Source organism: Streptomyces sp. NPDC043685 (genome assembly GCF_056436585.1).
In genome coordinates this window covers 467,073-482,077 of the sequence record NZ_JBWKCH010000005.1, presented here as the reverse complement: position 1 = coordinate 482,077, position 15,005 = coordinate 467,073, and the positions used below count along the sequence as shown (strand labels likewise).

The 15,005-nt window shown below is 72.3% G+C and carries 12 protein-coding genes; 6 read left to right on the top strand and 6 right to left on the bottom strand.

Annotation, left to right across the window (positions count from 1 at the left end; translation table 11 throughout):
* Positions 1 to 7: 7 nt before the first annotated feature.
* The 3 genes from AC0665_RS19085 to AC0665_RS19075 all read right to left on the bottom strand — a co-directional run bounded on the left by AC0665_RS19085 (position 8) and on the right by AC0665_RS19075 (position 4,693).
* Positions 8 to 1,321 carry an ATP-grasp domain-containing protein gene (locus AC0665_RS19085; RefSeq protein ID WP_468405345.1) on the bottom strand — a complete coding sequence of 438 codons (1,314 nt, stop codon included), beginning with the start codon at positions 1,319 to 1,321 and terminating at the stop codon, positions 8 to 10.
* 160 nt (positions 1,322 to 1,481) lie between these two features.
* Positions 1,482 to 3,884 (bottom strand): SpoIIE family protein phosphatase, encoded by a 2,403-nt coding sequence (locus tag AC0665_RS19080; protein WP_478705414.1) that lies wholly within the window; start codon positions 3,882 to 3,884, stop codon positions 1,482 to 1,484.
* A 113-nt stretch (positions 3,885 to 3,997) separates the two neighbouring features.
* Entirely contained in the window at positions 3,998 to 4,693 is a 696-nt protein-coding gene (locus AC0665_RS19075; protein WP_478705413.1) for a GntR family transcriptional regulator, read from the bottom strand.
* A gap of 154 nt (positions 4,694 to 4,847) precedes the next feature.
* Here AC0665_RS19075 and AC0665_RS19070 point away from each other — a divergent pair, with 154 nt between their 5' ends.
* From AC0665_RS19070 to AC0665_RS19050, 5 genes are all read left to right on the top strand, one after another.
* Entirely contained in the window at positions 4,848 to 6,068 is a 1,221-nt protein-coding gene (locus AC0665_RS19070; protein ID WP_478705412.1) for a sarcosine oxidase subunit beta family protein, read from the top strand.
* Between the two features lie 10 nt (positions 6,069 to 6,078).
* Positions 6,079 to 6,360 (top strand): sarcosine oxidase subunit delta, encoded by a 282-nt coding sequence (locus tag AC0665_RS19065; protein WP_468405353.1) that lies wholly within the window; start codon positions 6,079 to 6,081, stop codon positions 6,358 to 6,360.
* Positions 6,357 to 9,194, top strand: a complete 2,838-nt coding sequence (locus AC0665_RS19060; protein ID WP_478705411.1) for a 2Fe-2S iron-sulfur cluster-binding protein — start codon at positions 6,357 to 6,359, stop codon at positions 9,192 to 9,194. Before AC0665_RS19065 ends, AC0665_RS19060 begins: the two co-directional genes overlap by 4 nt.
* Positions 9,187 to 9,789: a sarcosine oxidase subunit gamma gene (locus AC0665_RS19055; protein WP_478705410.1), complete on the top strand. Its 603-nt coding sequence runs from the start codon at positions 9,187 to 9,189 to the stop codon at positions 9,787 to 9,789. The genes AC0665_RS19060 and AC0665_RS19055 overlap by 8 nt, the downstream gene beginning before the upstream one ends.
* Positions 9,790 to 9,878: 89 nt before the next feature.
* Entirely contained in the window at positions 9,879 to 10,331 is a 453-nt protein-coding gene (locus AC0665_RS19050; protein WP_468405360.1) for an Lrp/AsnC family transcriptional regulator, read from the top strand.
* A 178-nt stretch (positions 10,332 to 10,509) separates the two neighbouring features.
* Here AC0665_RS19050 and rfbB read toward each other — a convergent pair whose 3' ends face one another.
* Positions 10,510 to 11,496 (bottom strand): dTDP-glucose 4,6-dehydratase, encoded by a 987-nt coding sequence (rfbB, locus tag AC0665_RS19045; protein ID WP_478705409.1) that lies wholly within the window; start codon positions 11,494 to 11,496, stop codon positions 10,510 to 10,512.
* Between the two features lie 15 nt (positions 11,497 to 11,511).
* Positions 11,512 to 12,729, bottom strand: coding sequence for a methyltransferase domain-containing protein (locus tag AC0665_RS19040; protein WP_468405365.1), 1,218 nt, complete (start codon positions 12,727 to 12,729; stop codon positions 11,512 to 11,514).
* 179 nt (positions 12,730 to 12,908) lie between these two features.
* Between AC0665_RS19040 and rfbA the strand changes: the two genes are divergently transcribed.
* Positions 12,909 to 13,787 carry a glucose-1-phosphate thymidylyltransferase RfbA gene (rfbA, locus tag AC0665_RS19035; protein WP_478608286.1) on the top strand — a complete coding sequence of 293 codons (879 nt, stop codon included), beginning with the start codon at positions 12,909 to 12,911 and terminating at the stop codon, positions 13,785 to 13,787.
* Between the two features lie 50 nt (positions 13,788 to 13,837).
* Here the strand turns inward: rfbA and AC0665_RS19030 are convergent, their stop codons facing one another.
* Positions 13,838 to 14,944, bottom strand: coding sequence for a winged helix DNA-binding domain-containing protein (locus AC0665_RS19030; RefSeq protein ID WP_478705408.1), 1,107 nt, complete (start codon positions 14,942 to 14,944; stop codon positions 13,838 to 13,840).
* Positions 14,945 to 15,005: the final 61 nt, after the last annotated feature.

Sequence of the window (15,005 nt, the reverse complement as noted above, 5' to 3'; positions counted from 1 at the left end):
GTGCTCCTCACTTTCGCGCGGCTTCGGCTCCGGACGGGGCGTCCTCGAAGAGGAGGCCCAGGGCCGCCACGCAGTGGTCGAACTTCGCCCGCAGCTCCGCCTCGTCGGCACCGCCGGTGTAGATGTGCGCCAGCTCGTAGCTGTAGCTGTCCTGCCCCGGCAGCTCCGAGAGCCTGTCGCCCTGTGCGGGGACGACCTCGATGCGCACACCCGGGGTCTCCCGCTCGATGCGCGCGATCTCCTCGGCGCTCGGCACCCGGCGCACCACACCATCGGTGAACCAGCGGTGGTACCACTTCGCGGCCATGGCGTACTCGCCCTCGCGGTGCGGCATGCGCGGGTCCTCGCCGAGGGCGAGGCGGACCATGCAGTGGTGGTTGGGCACGCCGTCGACGTACTGGAACAGCTCCGCGTGCGACTGGGAGTGCCGGGGGTTGATCTCCAGCAGATTGATCTCCTGGGTCCGCGGGTCGTAGAAGTACTCGATGCTGAAGGTGGCCGAGTCCATCCCGATCTGCCGCATCACGCGCTCGCTGACGTCGTGCAGCCGCGCGATGACCGGGGGCGGCAGCATCGAGGGGTACTGGTGGCGCAGGAAACAGGAGGAGTCCGGGTACTGGATGGAGTCCAGGACTCCGTAGACGGTCACCTCGCCCTGGTGGACGTAGCCCTCGACGGCGACCTGGACGCCGGACAGCGCCTCCTCGGCGAGACAGACCCGGCCGCCCACGCCGTGCATCTCCGGCGGCAGGTCGATGCGTTCGAGGATGTGCTCGAAGGGCCGGCCGATGCGGGATATGCCCTCGCGGATCTCGCCGACCGCCTTGCGGAACTCCTCTTCGTCATCCACGCCGAAGGCGAGTTCGGAGGAGTACGAGAGGGCGGGCTTGAGCCACATCGGGAAGGTCACGTCCTGCGGCGGGCGCGGCGGCTCGGCCGACAGGTCCACCTGTCCGAAGCGCGGATGCCGGTCGGTGGCCTTCTGCTGCTCCAGCCGGCTCCAGTACTTGTGCTCGCACTTGACCACCGACTCCAGGCTGGTGCTGCGGGTGCCGTAGCGCTCGCTCAGCATCGGGACGAGGGTGCTGACCGGGAAGTCCCAGTACCCCACGATCGCGTCGATGCTGCCGTCGAACGCGTCGAGCACCCCCTGGGCCTTGTCGAGCAGCGAGGGGAGGTGCACTTCGCCGACCTGGAGCTCCTCGATGGTCAGCAGCTGGTGGAAGCGCAGCCGGTCGGCTCCCGGGACCTGCTGGAGCGTGGGCAGATTGGCCTCGTCGAGCCCGATCACGAAGACGTTCTTCACCGTCTCGTCAGACACGGCTCTCCTTCCGACGAACATACGGCCCGAGGGCCGCCTTGCAAGATCACCGGGGTACCCGTGGTGCGTGCCGGCATGCCGCATCGGACACCGCGCCCGTACCGGACGCCGGGGAACAGGCCCGCCGTGACCGGGCATCGCGGACCCGCGAGTGTCCGGTTCAGATGCCCGGCGGCAAGGGCTGCTCCGCCCAGATGGTCTTGCCCGTGGCCGTCTGGCGGGTGCCCCACCGCTCGGCGAGCTGGGCGACGAGCAGCAGGCCCCGGCCGCCCTCGTCGAAGACCCGGGCCCGGCGCAGGTGCGGCGCGGTGCTGCTGCCGTCGGACACCTCGCAGATGAGGGTCGAGTCGCGGATCAGCCGCAGTTCGATGGGGGCGCCGCCGTACCGCAGCGCGTTGGTGACCAGCTCGCTGACGATCAGTTCGGTGGCGAACTCCGCCTCCGCCAGCCCCCATTCGGCCAGCTGATCGCCCGCCATCTTGCGGGCCCGCGCCACGGCCGCGGGGTCCGGCGGCAACTGCCAGGTGCGGACCTTCCCGGGGTCGAGGACGGCCGTGCGCGCGAGCATCAGCACGATGTCGTCGTCGGGCCGGCCGGTCAGCAGCGTGCGCAGGACCCGCTCGCAGGTCTCCTCGAGCGTGCCGCCGAAGTCGCCCAGGGCGTCGCGCAGCAGGGCCGTGCCGATCTCGATGTCGTGGTCGGGCGCCTCGATCAGACCGTCGGTGTAGAGGGCGAGCAGGCTGTTCTCCTCCAGTTGCACCTCCACGGCCTCGAAGGGCAGACCGCCCAGGCCCAGCGGCGGCCCGGCCGGCAGGTCGAGGAACCGTACGCCGCCGTCGGGCGTCACCAGCACGGGCGGCGGATGCCCGGCGCGGGCCATGGTGCAGCGACGGGACACCGGGTCGTACACGGCGTACAGGCAGGTGGCACCGACCTGCCCCGACGCCTCCTCCGCCCCGCGCGCCTCCGGGCCCTCCTCCCGGTCGAGCCGGATGACGAGGTCGTCCAGCTGGGTGAGCAGCTCGTCGGGGGCGAGATCGACATCGGCGAGCGTCCGTACGGCGGTCCGCAGCCGGCCCATCGTGGCCGACGCCTGGATGCCGTGGCCGACCACGTCACCCACGACCAGGGCCACGCGGGCGCCGGACAACGGGATCACGTCGAACCAGTCGCCCCCGATGTCCGCCCCGGCCCCGGTCGGCAGATAGCGGTAGGCGATGTCCATCGCCGCGAGGTCGGGGAGCCGTTCCGGGAGCAGGCTGCGCTGGAGTGCCAGGGCCGTGCGGCGTTCCCGGGTGAAGCGGCGGGCGTTGTCCACGCTCACCGCGGCCCGGGCCACGATGTCCTCCGCTAGCAGCAGATCGTCCTCGCTGAACGGGTCCGGGGTGCGGTGGCGCAGGAAGTGCACCAGGCCCAGCGTCACGCCGCGGGCCCGCAACGGCACCATCATCACCGAGTGCATCATGAACCGGGACACGGACTCGGCGCGGCCCGGTGAGGCCGTGATCCACTCCCGCAGCTCCGGATCGCCCGGCCGGTGCCGGGCACCCCGGTCGGCTGCCAGGGTCCGCAGCGGCAGCGTCCCCACCGGGTAGGGGGTCGCGGCGCCCGCTGCCACCACCGACTCCGGGCAGCCCTCCAGCACCGACCGCTGTGCGGTGCGCCGCACGGTGACGGGCGTGTCCGGCGGCAGCGGTTCCGGCTCCTCGCCCAGGGCGACGGACTCCAGCAGATCCACGGCGACGAAGTCCGCGAAACCCCCGGCCACGGCCACCTCGGCCAGCTCCTCGGCCGTGCGGGTCACGTCCAGGGTGCTCCCGATCCGCAGACTGGCCTCGTTCAGCACCGCCAGCCGGCGGCGGGCCCAGTACTGCTCCGTCGTGTCGAACACGGTCGCCGACATGCCCCGCACCGCGCCGGTCTCGTCCTTCAGCGGCGACATGAACATCGACCAGGCGTGCGGCCGGGTCTCGCCCGGGGCCTTGCCGTGCTCCTCGTGGAAGATCAGCTCACCGGTGCGCAGGACCTCCCGCTGGAGGCGGTCGTAGGAGTCGAAGGGCGGGTTCGGCTCGATCTCCCACAGGGTCAGGCCCTTCATCTCCTCCACGGACCTGCCCATCACCGCGGTCATCATCTCGTTGGCCGCCACCAGCCGCGCATCCCGGTCGTACACCGCCACCGGCACGGGGAGCTGGGCGAGCGTGAGGTCCCACAGGGGCAGGGTCGCCCGGTCGGCGGGCGCCGCCGGGTACACCGGCGCGGTGCCGGTCACGAGCCACAGCCGCCTGCCCCGCCCGTCCAGCATCGGCGTCCCCTGGAGCCGGACCACCACCCGGTTGCCGTCCCGGTTCCACAGCGCCACCTCACCGGCCCAGCGCCGGCCCTCGGCCGCGTGCCGCCGCGTGGACTCGGGCAGCCGGGCGGCGAGCAGGTCGTCGGCGGGCCTGCCCACGACCTCGGCGGGCTCGTGTCCGAGCAGGCGGCGAGCACCGTCGCTCCACACCGAGATCGCCCCGTCGGCGTCGACGACGACCGCCAAGTCCTCCGGTACGCGTCCCTCCACGGTGCCTCCGGATGTGCCGCCCCTGGCTGCTCACGCTTCCTGCACCGATTGTCCCGCTACCGGCCCGCACCGGCGCGTCTGCGCTGAGCCACTGCGGTGACCGGCGAAGACACTCAGATGGCCGCCCGGATCGCCCGCTCGAACCCCTCGACGTGCCCATGGGCCAGCCGCGCCGCCCGCTCCGGCTCGCCCGCGATGATCGCCTCGATCAGCGGCCCGTGCTCCTGGACGTGGCCCGCCATGTCGGGCAGGCGGTCCAGGAACAGGCACCAGATGCGGGTGGCGAGGTTGTCGTGGCGGATGAGGGTGTCCTCCAGATACGGGTTGTGCGCGGCGGCGTAGACGGCGCGGTGGACCCGCAGGTCCAGATGCATCAGCGCGCCGGGATGCCGCCGGGCGGAGTGCGCGCCCGCCAGCTCCTGCCGCAGGGCCGTCAGGGCCGCCCGGTCCGCCGTCGTGGCGCGTCGCGCGGCCAGCGCGGCGGCCAGGGGTTCCAGCTCCTGGCGCACCTCGAAGACATGGGCAAGGTCGGTGATGTTGACCTCGGTGGCGAACGTGCCGCGCCGGGGATAAGCCGTGATCAGGCGCTCGTACTGGAGCCGCTTCAGGGCCTCGCGCACCGGTGTCCGCCCGACGCCGAGGGACTGCGCGAGCTGCTCCTCGTGGATCGGCGCACCCGGACGGATCTCCAGCATGACGAGCCGGTCGCGGATGGCGCGGTACGCGCGCTCGGCGAGGGACAGCTCCTCGGCCCCGGGCTCCGGACCCAGGGACTCCCCGCTCGCGAGCTCCGTCGCCGACTGCCGCATGAAGGCCCCCTTGACCTGTCCGGTGAGCTCCCATACCGTACCGCACAGTCTGATATATCAGTCGCGCATCAACCGGCTCCCAGAACGGTGCACCCAGGACGACCAGCCCGTCGACCAGCCCCGCCGCCCCCCACCACGCGAACGGAGCCGTGGCATGAGCGCCGAGCCGCCGCCGGAACATCCCGACTTCCTCTGGCACCACCCCGAGCCGCGTTCCTCGTACGACGTCGTCGTCGTCGGCGGGGGCGGCCACGGCCTGGCCACCGCCTACTACCTCGCCCGCGACCACGGCATCACCGACGTGGCCGTTCTGGAGAAGGGCTGGCTGGCGGGCGGCAACATGGCCCGCAACACCACGATCATCCGCTCCAACTACCTCCGGGACGAGAGCGCCGCGATCTACGAACACGCCCTCAAGCTGTGGGAGCGGCTCCCTGAAGAGCTCGACTACGACTTCCTCTTCAGCCGGCGCGGGGTCCTCAACCTCGCCCACACCCTCCAGGACGTCCGCGAGAGCGTGCGCCGGGTGAACGCCAACCGTCTCAACGGCGTCGACGCCGAATGGCTCGACCCGGACCAGGTCGCCGAGGTCTGCCCCATCCTCGACGTCTCACCCCGCACCCGCCATCCGGTCCTGGGCGGCACCTTCCAGCCCCGGGCCGGCATCGCCAAGCACGACCACGTCGCGTGGGCGCTGGCCCGTCGCGCCGACCAGCTGGGCGTGCACCTGATCCAGGGCTGCGAGGTCACCGGCTTCGTCAAGGACGGCGACCGGGTCGTGGGCGTCGACACCACCCGCGGCCGCATCCACACCGGCCGCGTGGGCCTCGCGGCGGCAGGCCACAGCAGCGTCCTCGCCGAACGGGCGGGGCTGCGGCTGCCGGTGCAGTCCCACCCGCTCCAGGCCCTGGTCTCCGAGCTGCACGAGCCGGTGCACCCGACCGTCGTCATGTCGAACCACGTGCACGTCTACGTCTCCCAGGCGCACAAGGGCGAGCTGGTGATGGGCGCGGGCGTCGACTCCTACAACGGGTACGGCCGGCGCGGCTCGTTCCACGTCATCGAGCGGCAGATGGCCGCCGCCGTCGAGCTGTTCCCCGTCTTCGCGCGGGCGCATGTGCTGCGGACCTGGGGCGGCGTCGTCGACGTCACCCCCGATGCCTCACCGATCATCGGCGGCACCTCGGTGGAGGGTCTGTACGTCAACTGCGGCTGGGGGACCGGCGGCTTCAAGGCCACCCCGGCGGCCGGCTGGACCTTCGCGCACACCCTCGCGACCGGCGAGCCGCATCCGCTGAACGCCCCCTTCGCCCTCGACCGTTTCACGACCGGCGCGCTGATCGACGAGCACGGCGCCGCGGCCGTGGCCCACTGAGGAGGACACCGTGCTGCTGATCACCTGCCCCTGGTGCGGCCCGCGGGACGAGACCGAGTACCGCTACGGCGGGCAGGCCCACGTCCCCCACCCCGAGGACCCCGCCGGGCTGACCGACGAGCAGTGGGCCGAGTACGTCTTCTACCGCGACAACCCCGAGGGTCCCTTCGCCGAGCGGTGGGCACACAGCACCGGCTGCCGCCGCTGGTTCAACGTGCTGCGCGACACCGCCACTTACGAGGTGCTGACCACCTACCGGCTCGACGAGCCGCGCCCCGGAGGGACCCGATGACCGAGCAGCGTTTCCGGCTGCCGCACGGCGGCCGCGTCGACCGCGCCACCCTGCTGCGCTTCACCGTCGACGGACGGGAGCTGACCGGCCACCCCGGTGACACCCTCGCCTCCGCGATGCTGGCGAACGGGCTCGTCGAGGTCGCCCCGTCGCTCTACCGCGGCCGTCCGCGCGGCATCGTCGCCGCGGGTGTCGAGGAACCCAACGCCCTGGTCCGGCTCGACGGCCCCTGCCCGGAGGGCATGCTCCCGGCGACGACGGTGGAGCTGTACGACGGACTGTCCGCCACCACCCTGTCCGGGAAGGGCCGGCTCGCCCCCACCCCCGACCCGGCCCTCTACGACAAGAAGTACGCCCACACCGACGTCCTGGTCGTCGGCGCCGGCCCGGCCGGACTCGCGGCCGCCGCCGCTGCCGCCGCTTCCGGCGCCCGGGTGATCCTCGTCGACGACAAGCCCGATCCCGGTGACCGCCCGCACTCCGGCACCGGCGAGGGCGCGGGCCCGCGCGCGGCCCCGGCCCGCGACCCCGAGACCGTCGTCCTGCGACGCACCACCGCCTTCGGGTCGTACGACGACAACTACGTGCTCGCCCTCCAGCGCCGCACCGACCACCTCGCGACCGCCGTCGAGGGCGTCTCCCGCCAGCGGCTGTGGCACATCCGGGCCCGCCAGGTGGTGCTGGCGACCGGCGCGCACGAGCGGCCGCTGGTCTTCGCCGGCAACGACCGGCCCGGGGTGATGCTCGCCTCGGCCGTGCGGACGTACCTCGACCGGTACGCCGTGGCCCCCGGATCCCGGGCCGTGGTGAGCACGACCAACGACAGCGCCTACGACACGGTCGCCGCTCTGCACGCGGCCGGGATCGGCATCGCCGCCGTGGCCGACGCACGGCCCTGCCTGTCCCGCCGGGCCGCCCGGATCGCCGGGGCCACCGGGGTGCGGGTGCTGACGGGCAGCGCGGTGACCGGTACGGCGGGCGGGCCGAGACTCACCGGCGTCACGGTCCGGGAACTCGACGCGGACGGCCGGCTCACCGGCGCGCCCCAACTGTTCGCATGCGACCTGCTCGCCGTCTCGGGCGGCTGGAGCCCGGTGGTGCATCTGCACAGCCAGCGCCAGGGACGGCTGCGCTGGGACGAGGACCTGGTCGCCTTCGTGCCCGACGGCGCCGTGCGGGACCAGCAGGTCGTCGGTGCCGCGCGCGGGACGTACGACACCGACGGTTGCCGCTCGGAAGGGGCCCGGGCGGGCGCGCTGGCCGCGACGCGGGCGGGGTTCCCGGTCGCCGTACCGCCCGAGGGCGAGCGGCTGCCGGCCGGCCCGGCCCGCGCCCTGTGGCTGATCCCCGGACCCGACGGCGAACCGGCCACCTGGGACCGTCACTTCGTCGACCTCCAGCGCGACGTCACCGTCGCCGACGTCTGGCGGTCCACCGCGGCCGGGATGCGCGGCGTCGAGCACGTCAAGCGCTACACCTCCCTCGGCACCGCGAACGACCAGGGCAAGACCTCGGGCGTCAACGCGATCGGCGTCATCGCCGAGGCGCTCGGCGGTTCACCCGGGCAGATCGGCACCACGGCCCACCGGGCGCCGTACACACCGGTCGCCTTCGCCGCCCTGGCCGGACGCGAACGCGGCGAGCTGTTCGACCCGGAGCGGACCACGCCGCTGCACGGCTGGCACGTGGCGCACGGCGCCGAGTTCGAGAACGCAGGGCAGTGGAAGCGCCCCCGGTTCTATCCCCGGCCCGGCGAGGACATGGACACCGCCGTGGCCCGGGAATGCCGGGCCGCCCGCGAAGGGGTGGCGTTCATGGACGCCTCCACCCTCGGCAAGATCGAGATCCGGGGCGCCGACGCGGGCGAGTTCCTCGACCGGATCTACACCAACGCCTTCGCGAAGCTGAAGCCCGGCACGGCCCGCTACGGCGTGATGTGCAGGCCCGACGGCATGATCTTCGACGACGGTGTGACCCTCCGCCTCGACGACGACCGCTACTTCACGACCACCACGACCGGCGGTGCCGCCGAGGTCCTGGACTGGCTGGAGGAGTGGCTCCAGACCGAGTGGTCCCGACTCGACGTGCACTGCACCTCGGTGACCGAGCAGTGGTCGACCATCGCCGTCGTGGGCCCGAAGTCCCGGGACGTCGTCGCCCGGCTCGCGCCCGGCCTGGACCTGTCCGCCGAGGCGTTCCCCTACATGACCTTCCGCGAGACCACCCTCGCCTGCGGCGTTCCGGCGCGCGTCTGCCGCATCTCCTTCTCCGGCGAACTGGCCTACGAGATCAACGTCTCGGGGTGGTACGGCCTGGCCGTCTGGGAACAGGTCCACGCGGCCGGGCAGCCGTACGGCATCACCCTGTACGGCACCGAGACCATGCACGTGCTGCGGGCCGAGAAGGGCTACATCATCGTCGGGCAGGACACCGACGGCACCGTCACACCCCAGGACGCGGGCATGTCCTGGGTGGTGTCGCAGCGGAAGGACTTCATCGGCAAGCGGTCCTTCTCCCGTGCCGACACCGCCCGCGCCGACCGCAGGCACCTGGTCGGCCTGCTGCCGAGCGACCGCACGACCCGGCTGCCCGAGGGCACCCAACTCGTCGCGCGGGACGCCGACTTGGACAGGACGCCGGTGCCGATGCTCGGCCACGTCACCTCCAGCTATCACAGCCAGGCCCTCGGCCGCCCCTTCGCCCTGGCCCTCGTCACCGGCGGGCGGGCCAGGATCGGCGAGACCCTGCTCGCCCCGGTGGGCCGGGACCTGGTGCCCGTCGAGGTGACCGACTGCGTCCTCTACGACCCCGAAGGGACCAGACGAGATGGCTGACACAGGCCCCGCGACACTGCGCCGAAGCCCCCTGGCCCACCTGGAGGAACGGATGCGCGCCGCCACCGTCACCGGTGCCCGGGGCGTCGCCCTGCGGGAGCTGCCGTTCCTCGGCATGGTGAACGTGCGCGTCGAGCCCGCCTCCGCGGCGGCCGGCCGGATCGAGAAAGCCCTGGGGGCGCCGCTCCCGCGCCGGTGCGGCGACACCACGACGTCAGGGCCCCGCACGGTCCTCTGGCTGGGCCCCGACGAGTGGCTCGTGCTCTCCCCGTCCGACGAGACCGCCGCCCTGCGCAAGGCGCTGGGCCCGGACCCCGGGTCGGTCGTGGACGTCTCCGCGCACCGCACCACGCTGGAGCTGAGCGGCCCGTCCGCCCGGCAGGTGCTGGAGAAGGGCTGTCCGCTGGACCTGCACCCCCGGGCCTTCGGTCCGGGGCGGGCGGTGTCGACCACGGTGGGCCCCGTCACCGTCCTGCTCTGGCAGACCGACGGCACGCCGACGTACCGGCTGCTGCCGCACTCCTCGTTCGCCGACCACCTCGGGCGCCGGCTCGTCGACGCGATGAGCGAGTTCCACGGACCGGAGGTGCCGTGAGGGAACCGGCCGCGCACGGCGCTGCCGATCTCCTCCTCCCCGTTCCCTTCTTTACCGCCGTATCCCGGTATCTGGGCAGAATCTCCTCCATGGATGCCCTGGACCGGAAAATTCTCACCGAGCTGCAGCAGGACGGCCGTCTCACGATCACCGAGCTCGCCGCCCGCGTGAAACTGAGCGTGTCGCCCTGCCACCGCAGGCTGCGCGACCTCGAACGCGAGGGCGCGATCCGCGGCTACCGCGCGGTGGTGGACCCGGCCGCCGTCGGCCTGAACTTCGAGGCCCTGGTCTTCGTCACCCTGCGCTGGGAGGACGCCGACACGGTCTCGGCGTTCGAAGAGGCGGTCGCCGCCGTCCCGCACGTGCTCCAGGCCCAGCGCCTGTTCGGCGACCCCGACTACCTCCTGCGGGTCGCCACCACCGACCTCGGCGCCTTCCAGCAGCTCTACGACCAGCGGCTCGCCCGGCTCCCCGGCGTCCAGCGCCTCAACTCCACCCTCGTCATGAAGCACGTCGTCGACGACCGCCCCCTGCCCGGGTGAACGGCCCGCCGTCGGGTGCGCCGTCGGGTTCTCGATGGGCACCGGTGAGGTCGCCCGTACGTGTCCGCGTACGGCTCGGCACGGGTCGCCAAGGTCGCCTTCCTCGCCTGACTCGAGCCCTGCCTGCTCGAGTCCGACGACAACCCGGACGGTGATGATCGGCGCACGCGCCCCCGGTTCACCCGGTGCGGCCCGCGGGGCTCAGAAGTGGTTCCCACCAGTCGCGGTGGGCGCGGTACCACTCCACCGTCTCGGCCAGGCCCCTGGCCAGCGGGACGGTCGGGCCGTAGCCCAGCTCGCGGGTGATCTTGGAGTGGTCGACGCAGTAGCGCCGGTCGTGGCCCTTGCGGTCCTCGACCCGGCGGACCTGCTCCCACGAGGCGCCGCAGGCCCGCACGAGCCGGTCGACGAGGTCGCGGTTGGCCAGCGGGGTGCCGCCGCCGATGTTGTAGGTCGCGCCCGGCCGCCCCCGGGTCCTGACCCGTTCCACGGCCCGGACGTGGTCCTCGACGTGCAGCCAGTCCCGTACGTTGCCCCCGTCGCCGTACAGCGGGGCCTCCCGGCCGTCGAGCAGCCGGGTGATGAACAGCGGGATCAGTTTCTCGGGGAACTGGTACGGGCCGTAGTTGTTGGAGCAGCGGGTGACCCGGACGTCCAGGCCGTGCGTCCGGTGCTGGGCGAGGGCGAGCAGGTCCCCGGCGGCCTTGGACGCGGCGTACGGGCTGTTCGGCCGCACCGGGGAACTCTCGCTCCAGGCGCCCCGGTCGATGGACCCGTAGACCTCGTCGGTGGAGATGTGCACGATCGGCCCGACCCGGTGGCGCAGCGCGGCGTCCAGCAGGACCTGCGTGCCCGTCACATTGGTCCGTACGAAGTCCGCCGCGCTGTCGATGGACCGGTCGACATGGGACTCGGCGGCGAAGTGCACCACCTGGTCGTGTGTGCGCATCAGCGCGTCGACCACCTCGGTGTCGCAGATGTCCCCGTGAACGAAGGTGAGCCCCGGATGGTCCTCCACCGGCGCCAGGTTCGCCCGGTTGCCGGCGTAGGTGAGGGCGTCCAGCACGGTGACGGTGACGTCCCCCGGGCCGTCGGGGCCGAGGACGGTCCGTACGTAATGGGAGCCGATGAAACCCGCTCCGCCCGTGACGAGCACTCTGGTCATGACAGCTCCGCGCTCTCAGACGACGCGGACGTCCGGCACGTAGAGAATCCATTTCCCGCCTTGTTCCCGGAACGCGGTCTCCCTCGCGATGATTTCCTCGGCGTGGTTCCAGGCGAAGAGCAGCGCGTATTCCGGGTAGGGCGCCGAGAACTGTTCGATCGGCTTGACGGGAATGTGCACGCCGGGGGAGAGGCGGCCCTGTTTCGCGACCGTCGAGTCGTAGATCGCGGGAATCAGGTCGGGACCGATGCCGCAGTAGTTCGTCACGGTCGCGCTCTTGGCGGTGGCGCCGTACGCGGCGACGGTGTGCCCGGCGTCGCGCAGCCGGTGCAGCAGCGCGGTGAGCTCCTCGCAGTTCCTCTTCACCTGCATGCCGAACCGTTCGAGGATCGTGCTGTCCGTGAGCTGCCGGCGGCCTTCCTCGGCGGTCAGTTCCGCCACCGCCGGGCTCGGCTGCCGGCGGCCCGCGCGGGCCAGCGTGTAGCGCACCTCGCCGCCGTGCACCGGAAGCCGCTGCACATCGACCAGTTCGAAGCCGAACCGCCGGGCCGCGGCCTGCACCGACGAGGCGGAGAACAGGTAGAAGTGCTCGTCGTAGATCTGGTCGAAGCTGGCCCGCTCGACGATGTCGCCGAGGTACGGGTCCTCGAAGACGAACACCCCGTCCGTGCCCAGCAGCGCGTCGACACCGCGGAACACCGAGTCCAGGTAGGGGATGTGGCACATGGTGTTGGCGGCGTAGACGACGTCGGCCGGACCGTCCGCGGCCCTGATCTCCTTGGCGGTGGACTCCTGGAAGAAGTCGAACCGCACCCGCACGCCCTGGGCGGCCGCCAGTTCCACCACGTCGCGCGAGGGGTCGACGCCCAGGTGGCGGACACCGGCGGCGGCGACGGTCTTCAGCATGGCGCCGTCGTTGCACCCGATCTCGACCACGAACGGGTCGTCGCCGTGGCACTCGGTGGCCAGCAGGCGGCGCGCGGTCGTGGCGAAGTGCTCCCGCATGACCGACGACATGGACGAGCGGTAGGGGTAGTCCTCGCGGAACATGCGCTCCCGCGGGACCTCCTCCATGAGCTGCACCATGGCGCATTCCTCGCAGACGCCGACGGCGAGTCGGTAGAAGAACTCCTCCGACGTCTCCTCGGGTCGGCGAAATGCATCGGACAGCGGCTGGCGACCGAAATCGAAGAACTCGGTGACGGAACTCCGGCAGACGCGGCAAGTGGTCATGCTCGCACGCTAGGGCGGGTTCCTCGAAGAGAACTAGACACCTGCTAGATGGAGTGGGGAAAGCCCGCCGCCCCGGCCGGACGGAATCCCTGTCGAGTCGTCGTCGAGGCGCTCTCGAATACCGGATGACGGAATGTACGGCGTACCCATTCACCGCGAGCGGAGGGCGGGAGACACCCGTGAAGGGGATCATTCTGGCGGGCGGTTCGGGAACACGGCTGAGGCCGCTCACCCTCGGCGTCTCCAAGCAGCTGCTTCCGGTCGGCGACAAGCCGATGATCTACTACCCGCTCAGCGTGCTGATGCTCACGGGCATCCGGGACATCCTCATCATCTCCACCCCGGTCGACCTGCCCCAGTTCCAGCGGCTGCTGGGCGACGGATCACAGCTGGGCCTGTCCCTCACCTACCGGGCCCAGCACCGGCCCGTCGGCCTGCCCGACGCGTTCGTCCTGGGCGCCGACCACATCGGGGACGACCCGGTCGCCCTGATCCTCGGCGACAACATCTTCCACGGCCACCACTTCTACTCCGTCCTGGCCGAGCACAGCGCCGACGTGCGGGGCTGCGTGCTGTTCGGCTACCCGGTGCACGACCCGGAGCGGTACGGCGTGGGCGAGGTCGACGCCGACGGGCGCCTGCTGTCGATCGAGGAGAAACCCGAAAAGCCCCGCTCCAACACGGCGATCACCGGCCTGTACTTCTACGACAACCGCGTGGTCGACGTGGCGCGAAACCTCCGGCCCTCGGAACGCGGCGAACTGGAGATCACCGACGTCAACCGCTGGTACCTGGAACGGGATGCCGCCCGCCTGGTCAACCTGGGCCGGGGCTTCGCCTGGCTCGACACCGGAACCCCCGAGTCGCTGCTCCAGGCCGGACAGTACGTGGGCACGCTGGAGGCCCGGCAGGGCGTGCGCATCGCCTGCATCGAGGAAGTCGCCCTGCGCATGGGCTACATCGACAGCGAGGCCTGCTACCGGCTGGGCGTGCGGATCGGGCCCTCGGGGTACGGGGCGTACGTGCGGACCATCGCGACGGAACTCGCGCGGGAATGAGACGGCCCACGCCCGCTCCGGAGCCGGTGGCCGGAGCGGGCGTGGGCGTCTCAGCTCGCGTCCCCGACCGGCACGAATCGCAGGTCGTGCCGCTCGGCGTCCGCGGCCGCGAACCGCAGCAGGCGCTCGCCCTCCGCCGCCACCTCCGCCTCCTCACGCGCCGTCAGCGGGGAGAAGAACTTCACGGTCAGGACCGCGGCCGTCCTGCCGCGCCCCTCCCGCTTGATCACCCACAGGGCGCGCACGAAGCCGTCCACGAGCACCGCCGCCTCGACGATGATGTGCCGGCGCTGGTCGTCGGTCATCAGCCGGGAGCGGTCCGCGTGACCGAGCACCACGTTGTCCAGGGCGGCCAGGAACCGCACCGGGACCACCGAGTCCGGGTCGGGCAGCGGCGCCCCGGGAAGGTCGAACAGCTCCTCCCCGCCCTCGCCCCGGTACACCCGCAACCGCGGCCGCAGCTCCTCGACCACCTCACGCAGCCGGGTCGTACCGCTCCACGCCTGGACGTCCTTGACGGTGGCCGGGCCGAACCCGGCGAGATGCCGCAGCACGAGCTGCCGCCGTGAGGCGTCCGCGGCGAGCGGCCGGTCCAGCCACTCCTCGGCGAGCGCGAACGGGGTGGTGCCCCGGCGCCCCCAGGTGCCGTCCGGCGGCGGGTGCACCACGGCGAGCAGCCCCTGCACCGAACGGGCCAGCGCCACCGGGTCACGCCCCGGCCAGCGCTCCGCGAGCAACCGGCCCAGCTCCGGCCGCGCCAGCGAACCGCCGGCCAGTGCCGAACGGGCCGCCGCGGCCAGCTCGGCCAGATCCACACCGGCCGTCTGCTTGCCGAAGGCGGCCTTCTGCCAGCGGTCCAGCATCGGCTGCAACAGCGGGCGCAGCCACAGATAGTCCTCCGCCGTGACCAGGTGCTGGGTCCCGCGGAACAGGGTCGCCCGCACCACCGCGCGCTCCTCGAGCAGCTTCGTCAGCTCCTCCAGCCGGAAGCCCTCGATCCTGCTCCACAGCCCGATGTACGGCGGATCGGGGTCCTGCGCCTGCAACCCGGCCAGCCGCTCGATCACCGCCGGGGCGGACAGGTCCGTGCGCCGCGTCAGCAACTGGCGTTCCAGGGTCGCCCGGTTGAGGGCCCGGCGCGTGAGAACTTCGGCCATGGCGTCCTTTCGCCTGTGTACGCGCCGAGCACGGCGGCGGGGAGACGATCGCCCGCGGGGC

What these genes read in the sequence shown, in the direction of transcription:
- AC0665_RS19075 (WP_478705413.1), bottom strand. Translation starts at nt 4,693, where the DNA reads ATGCGGCAGTCGGCGACGGAGCTCGCGAGCGGGGAGTCCCTGGGTCCG.
- AC0665_RS19070 (WP_478705412.1), top strand. Translation starts at nt 4,848, where the DNA reads ATGAGCGCCGAGCCGCCGCCGGAACATCCCGACTTCCTCTGGCACCAC.
- AC0665_RS19060 (WP_478705411.1), top strand. Translation starts at nt 6,357, where the DNA reads ATGACCGAGCAGCGTTTCCGGCTGCCGCACGGCGGCCGCGTCGACCGC.
- AC0665_RS19055 (WP_478705410.1), top strand. Translation starts at nt 9,187, where the DNA reads ATGGCTGACACAGGCCCCGCGACACTGCGCCGAAGCCCCCTGGCCCAC.
- AC0665_RS19050 (WP_468405360.1), top strand. Translation starts at nt 9,879, where the DNA reads ATGGATGCCCTGGACCGGAAAATTCTCACCGAGCTGCAGCAGGACGGC.
- rfbB (WP_478705409.1), bottom strand. Translation starts at nt 11,496, where the DNA reads ATGACCAGAGTGCTCGTCACGGGCGGAGCGGGTTTCATCGGCTCCCAT.
- AC0665_RS19040 (WP_468405365.1), bottom strand. Translation starts at nt 12,729, where the DNA reads ATGACCACTTGCCGCGTCTGCCGGAGTTCCGTCACCGAGTTCTTCGAT.
- AC0665_RS19030 (WP_478705408.1), bottom strand. Translation starts at nt 14,944, where the DNA reads ATGGCCGAAGTTCTCACGCGCCGGGCCCTCAACCGGGCGACCCTGGAA.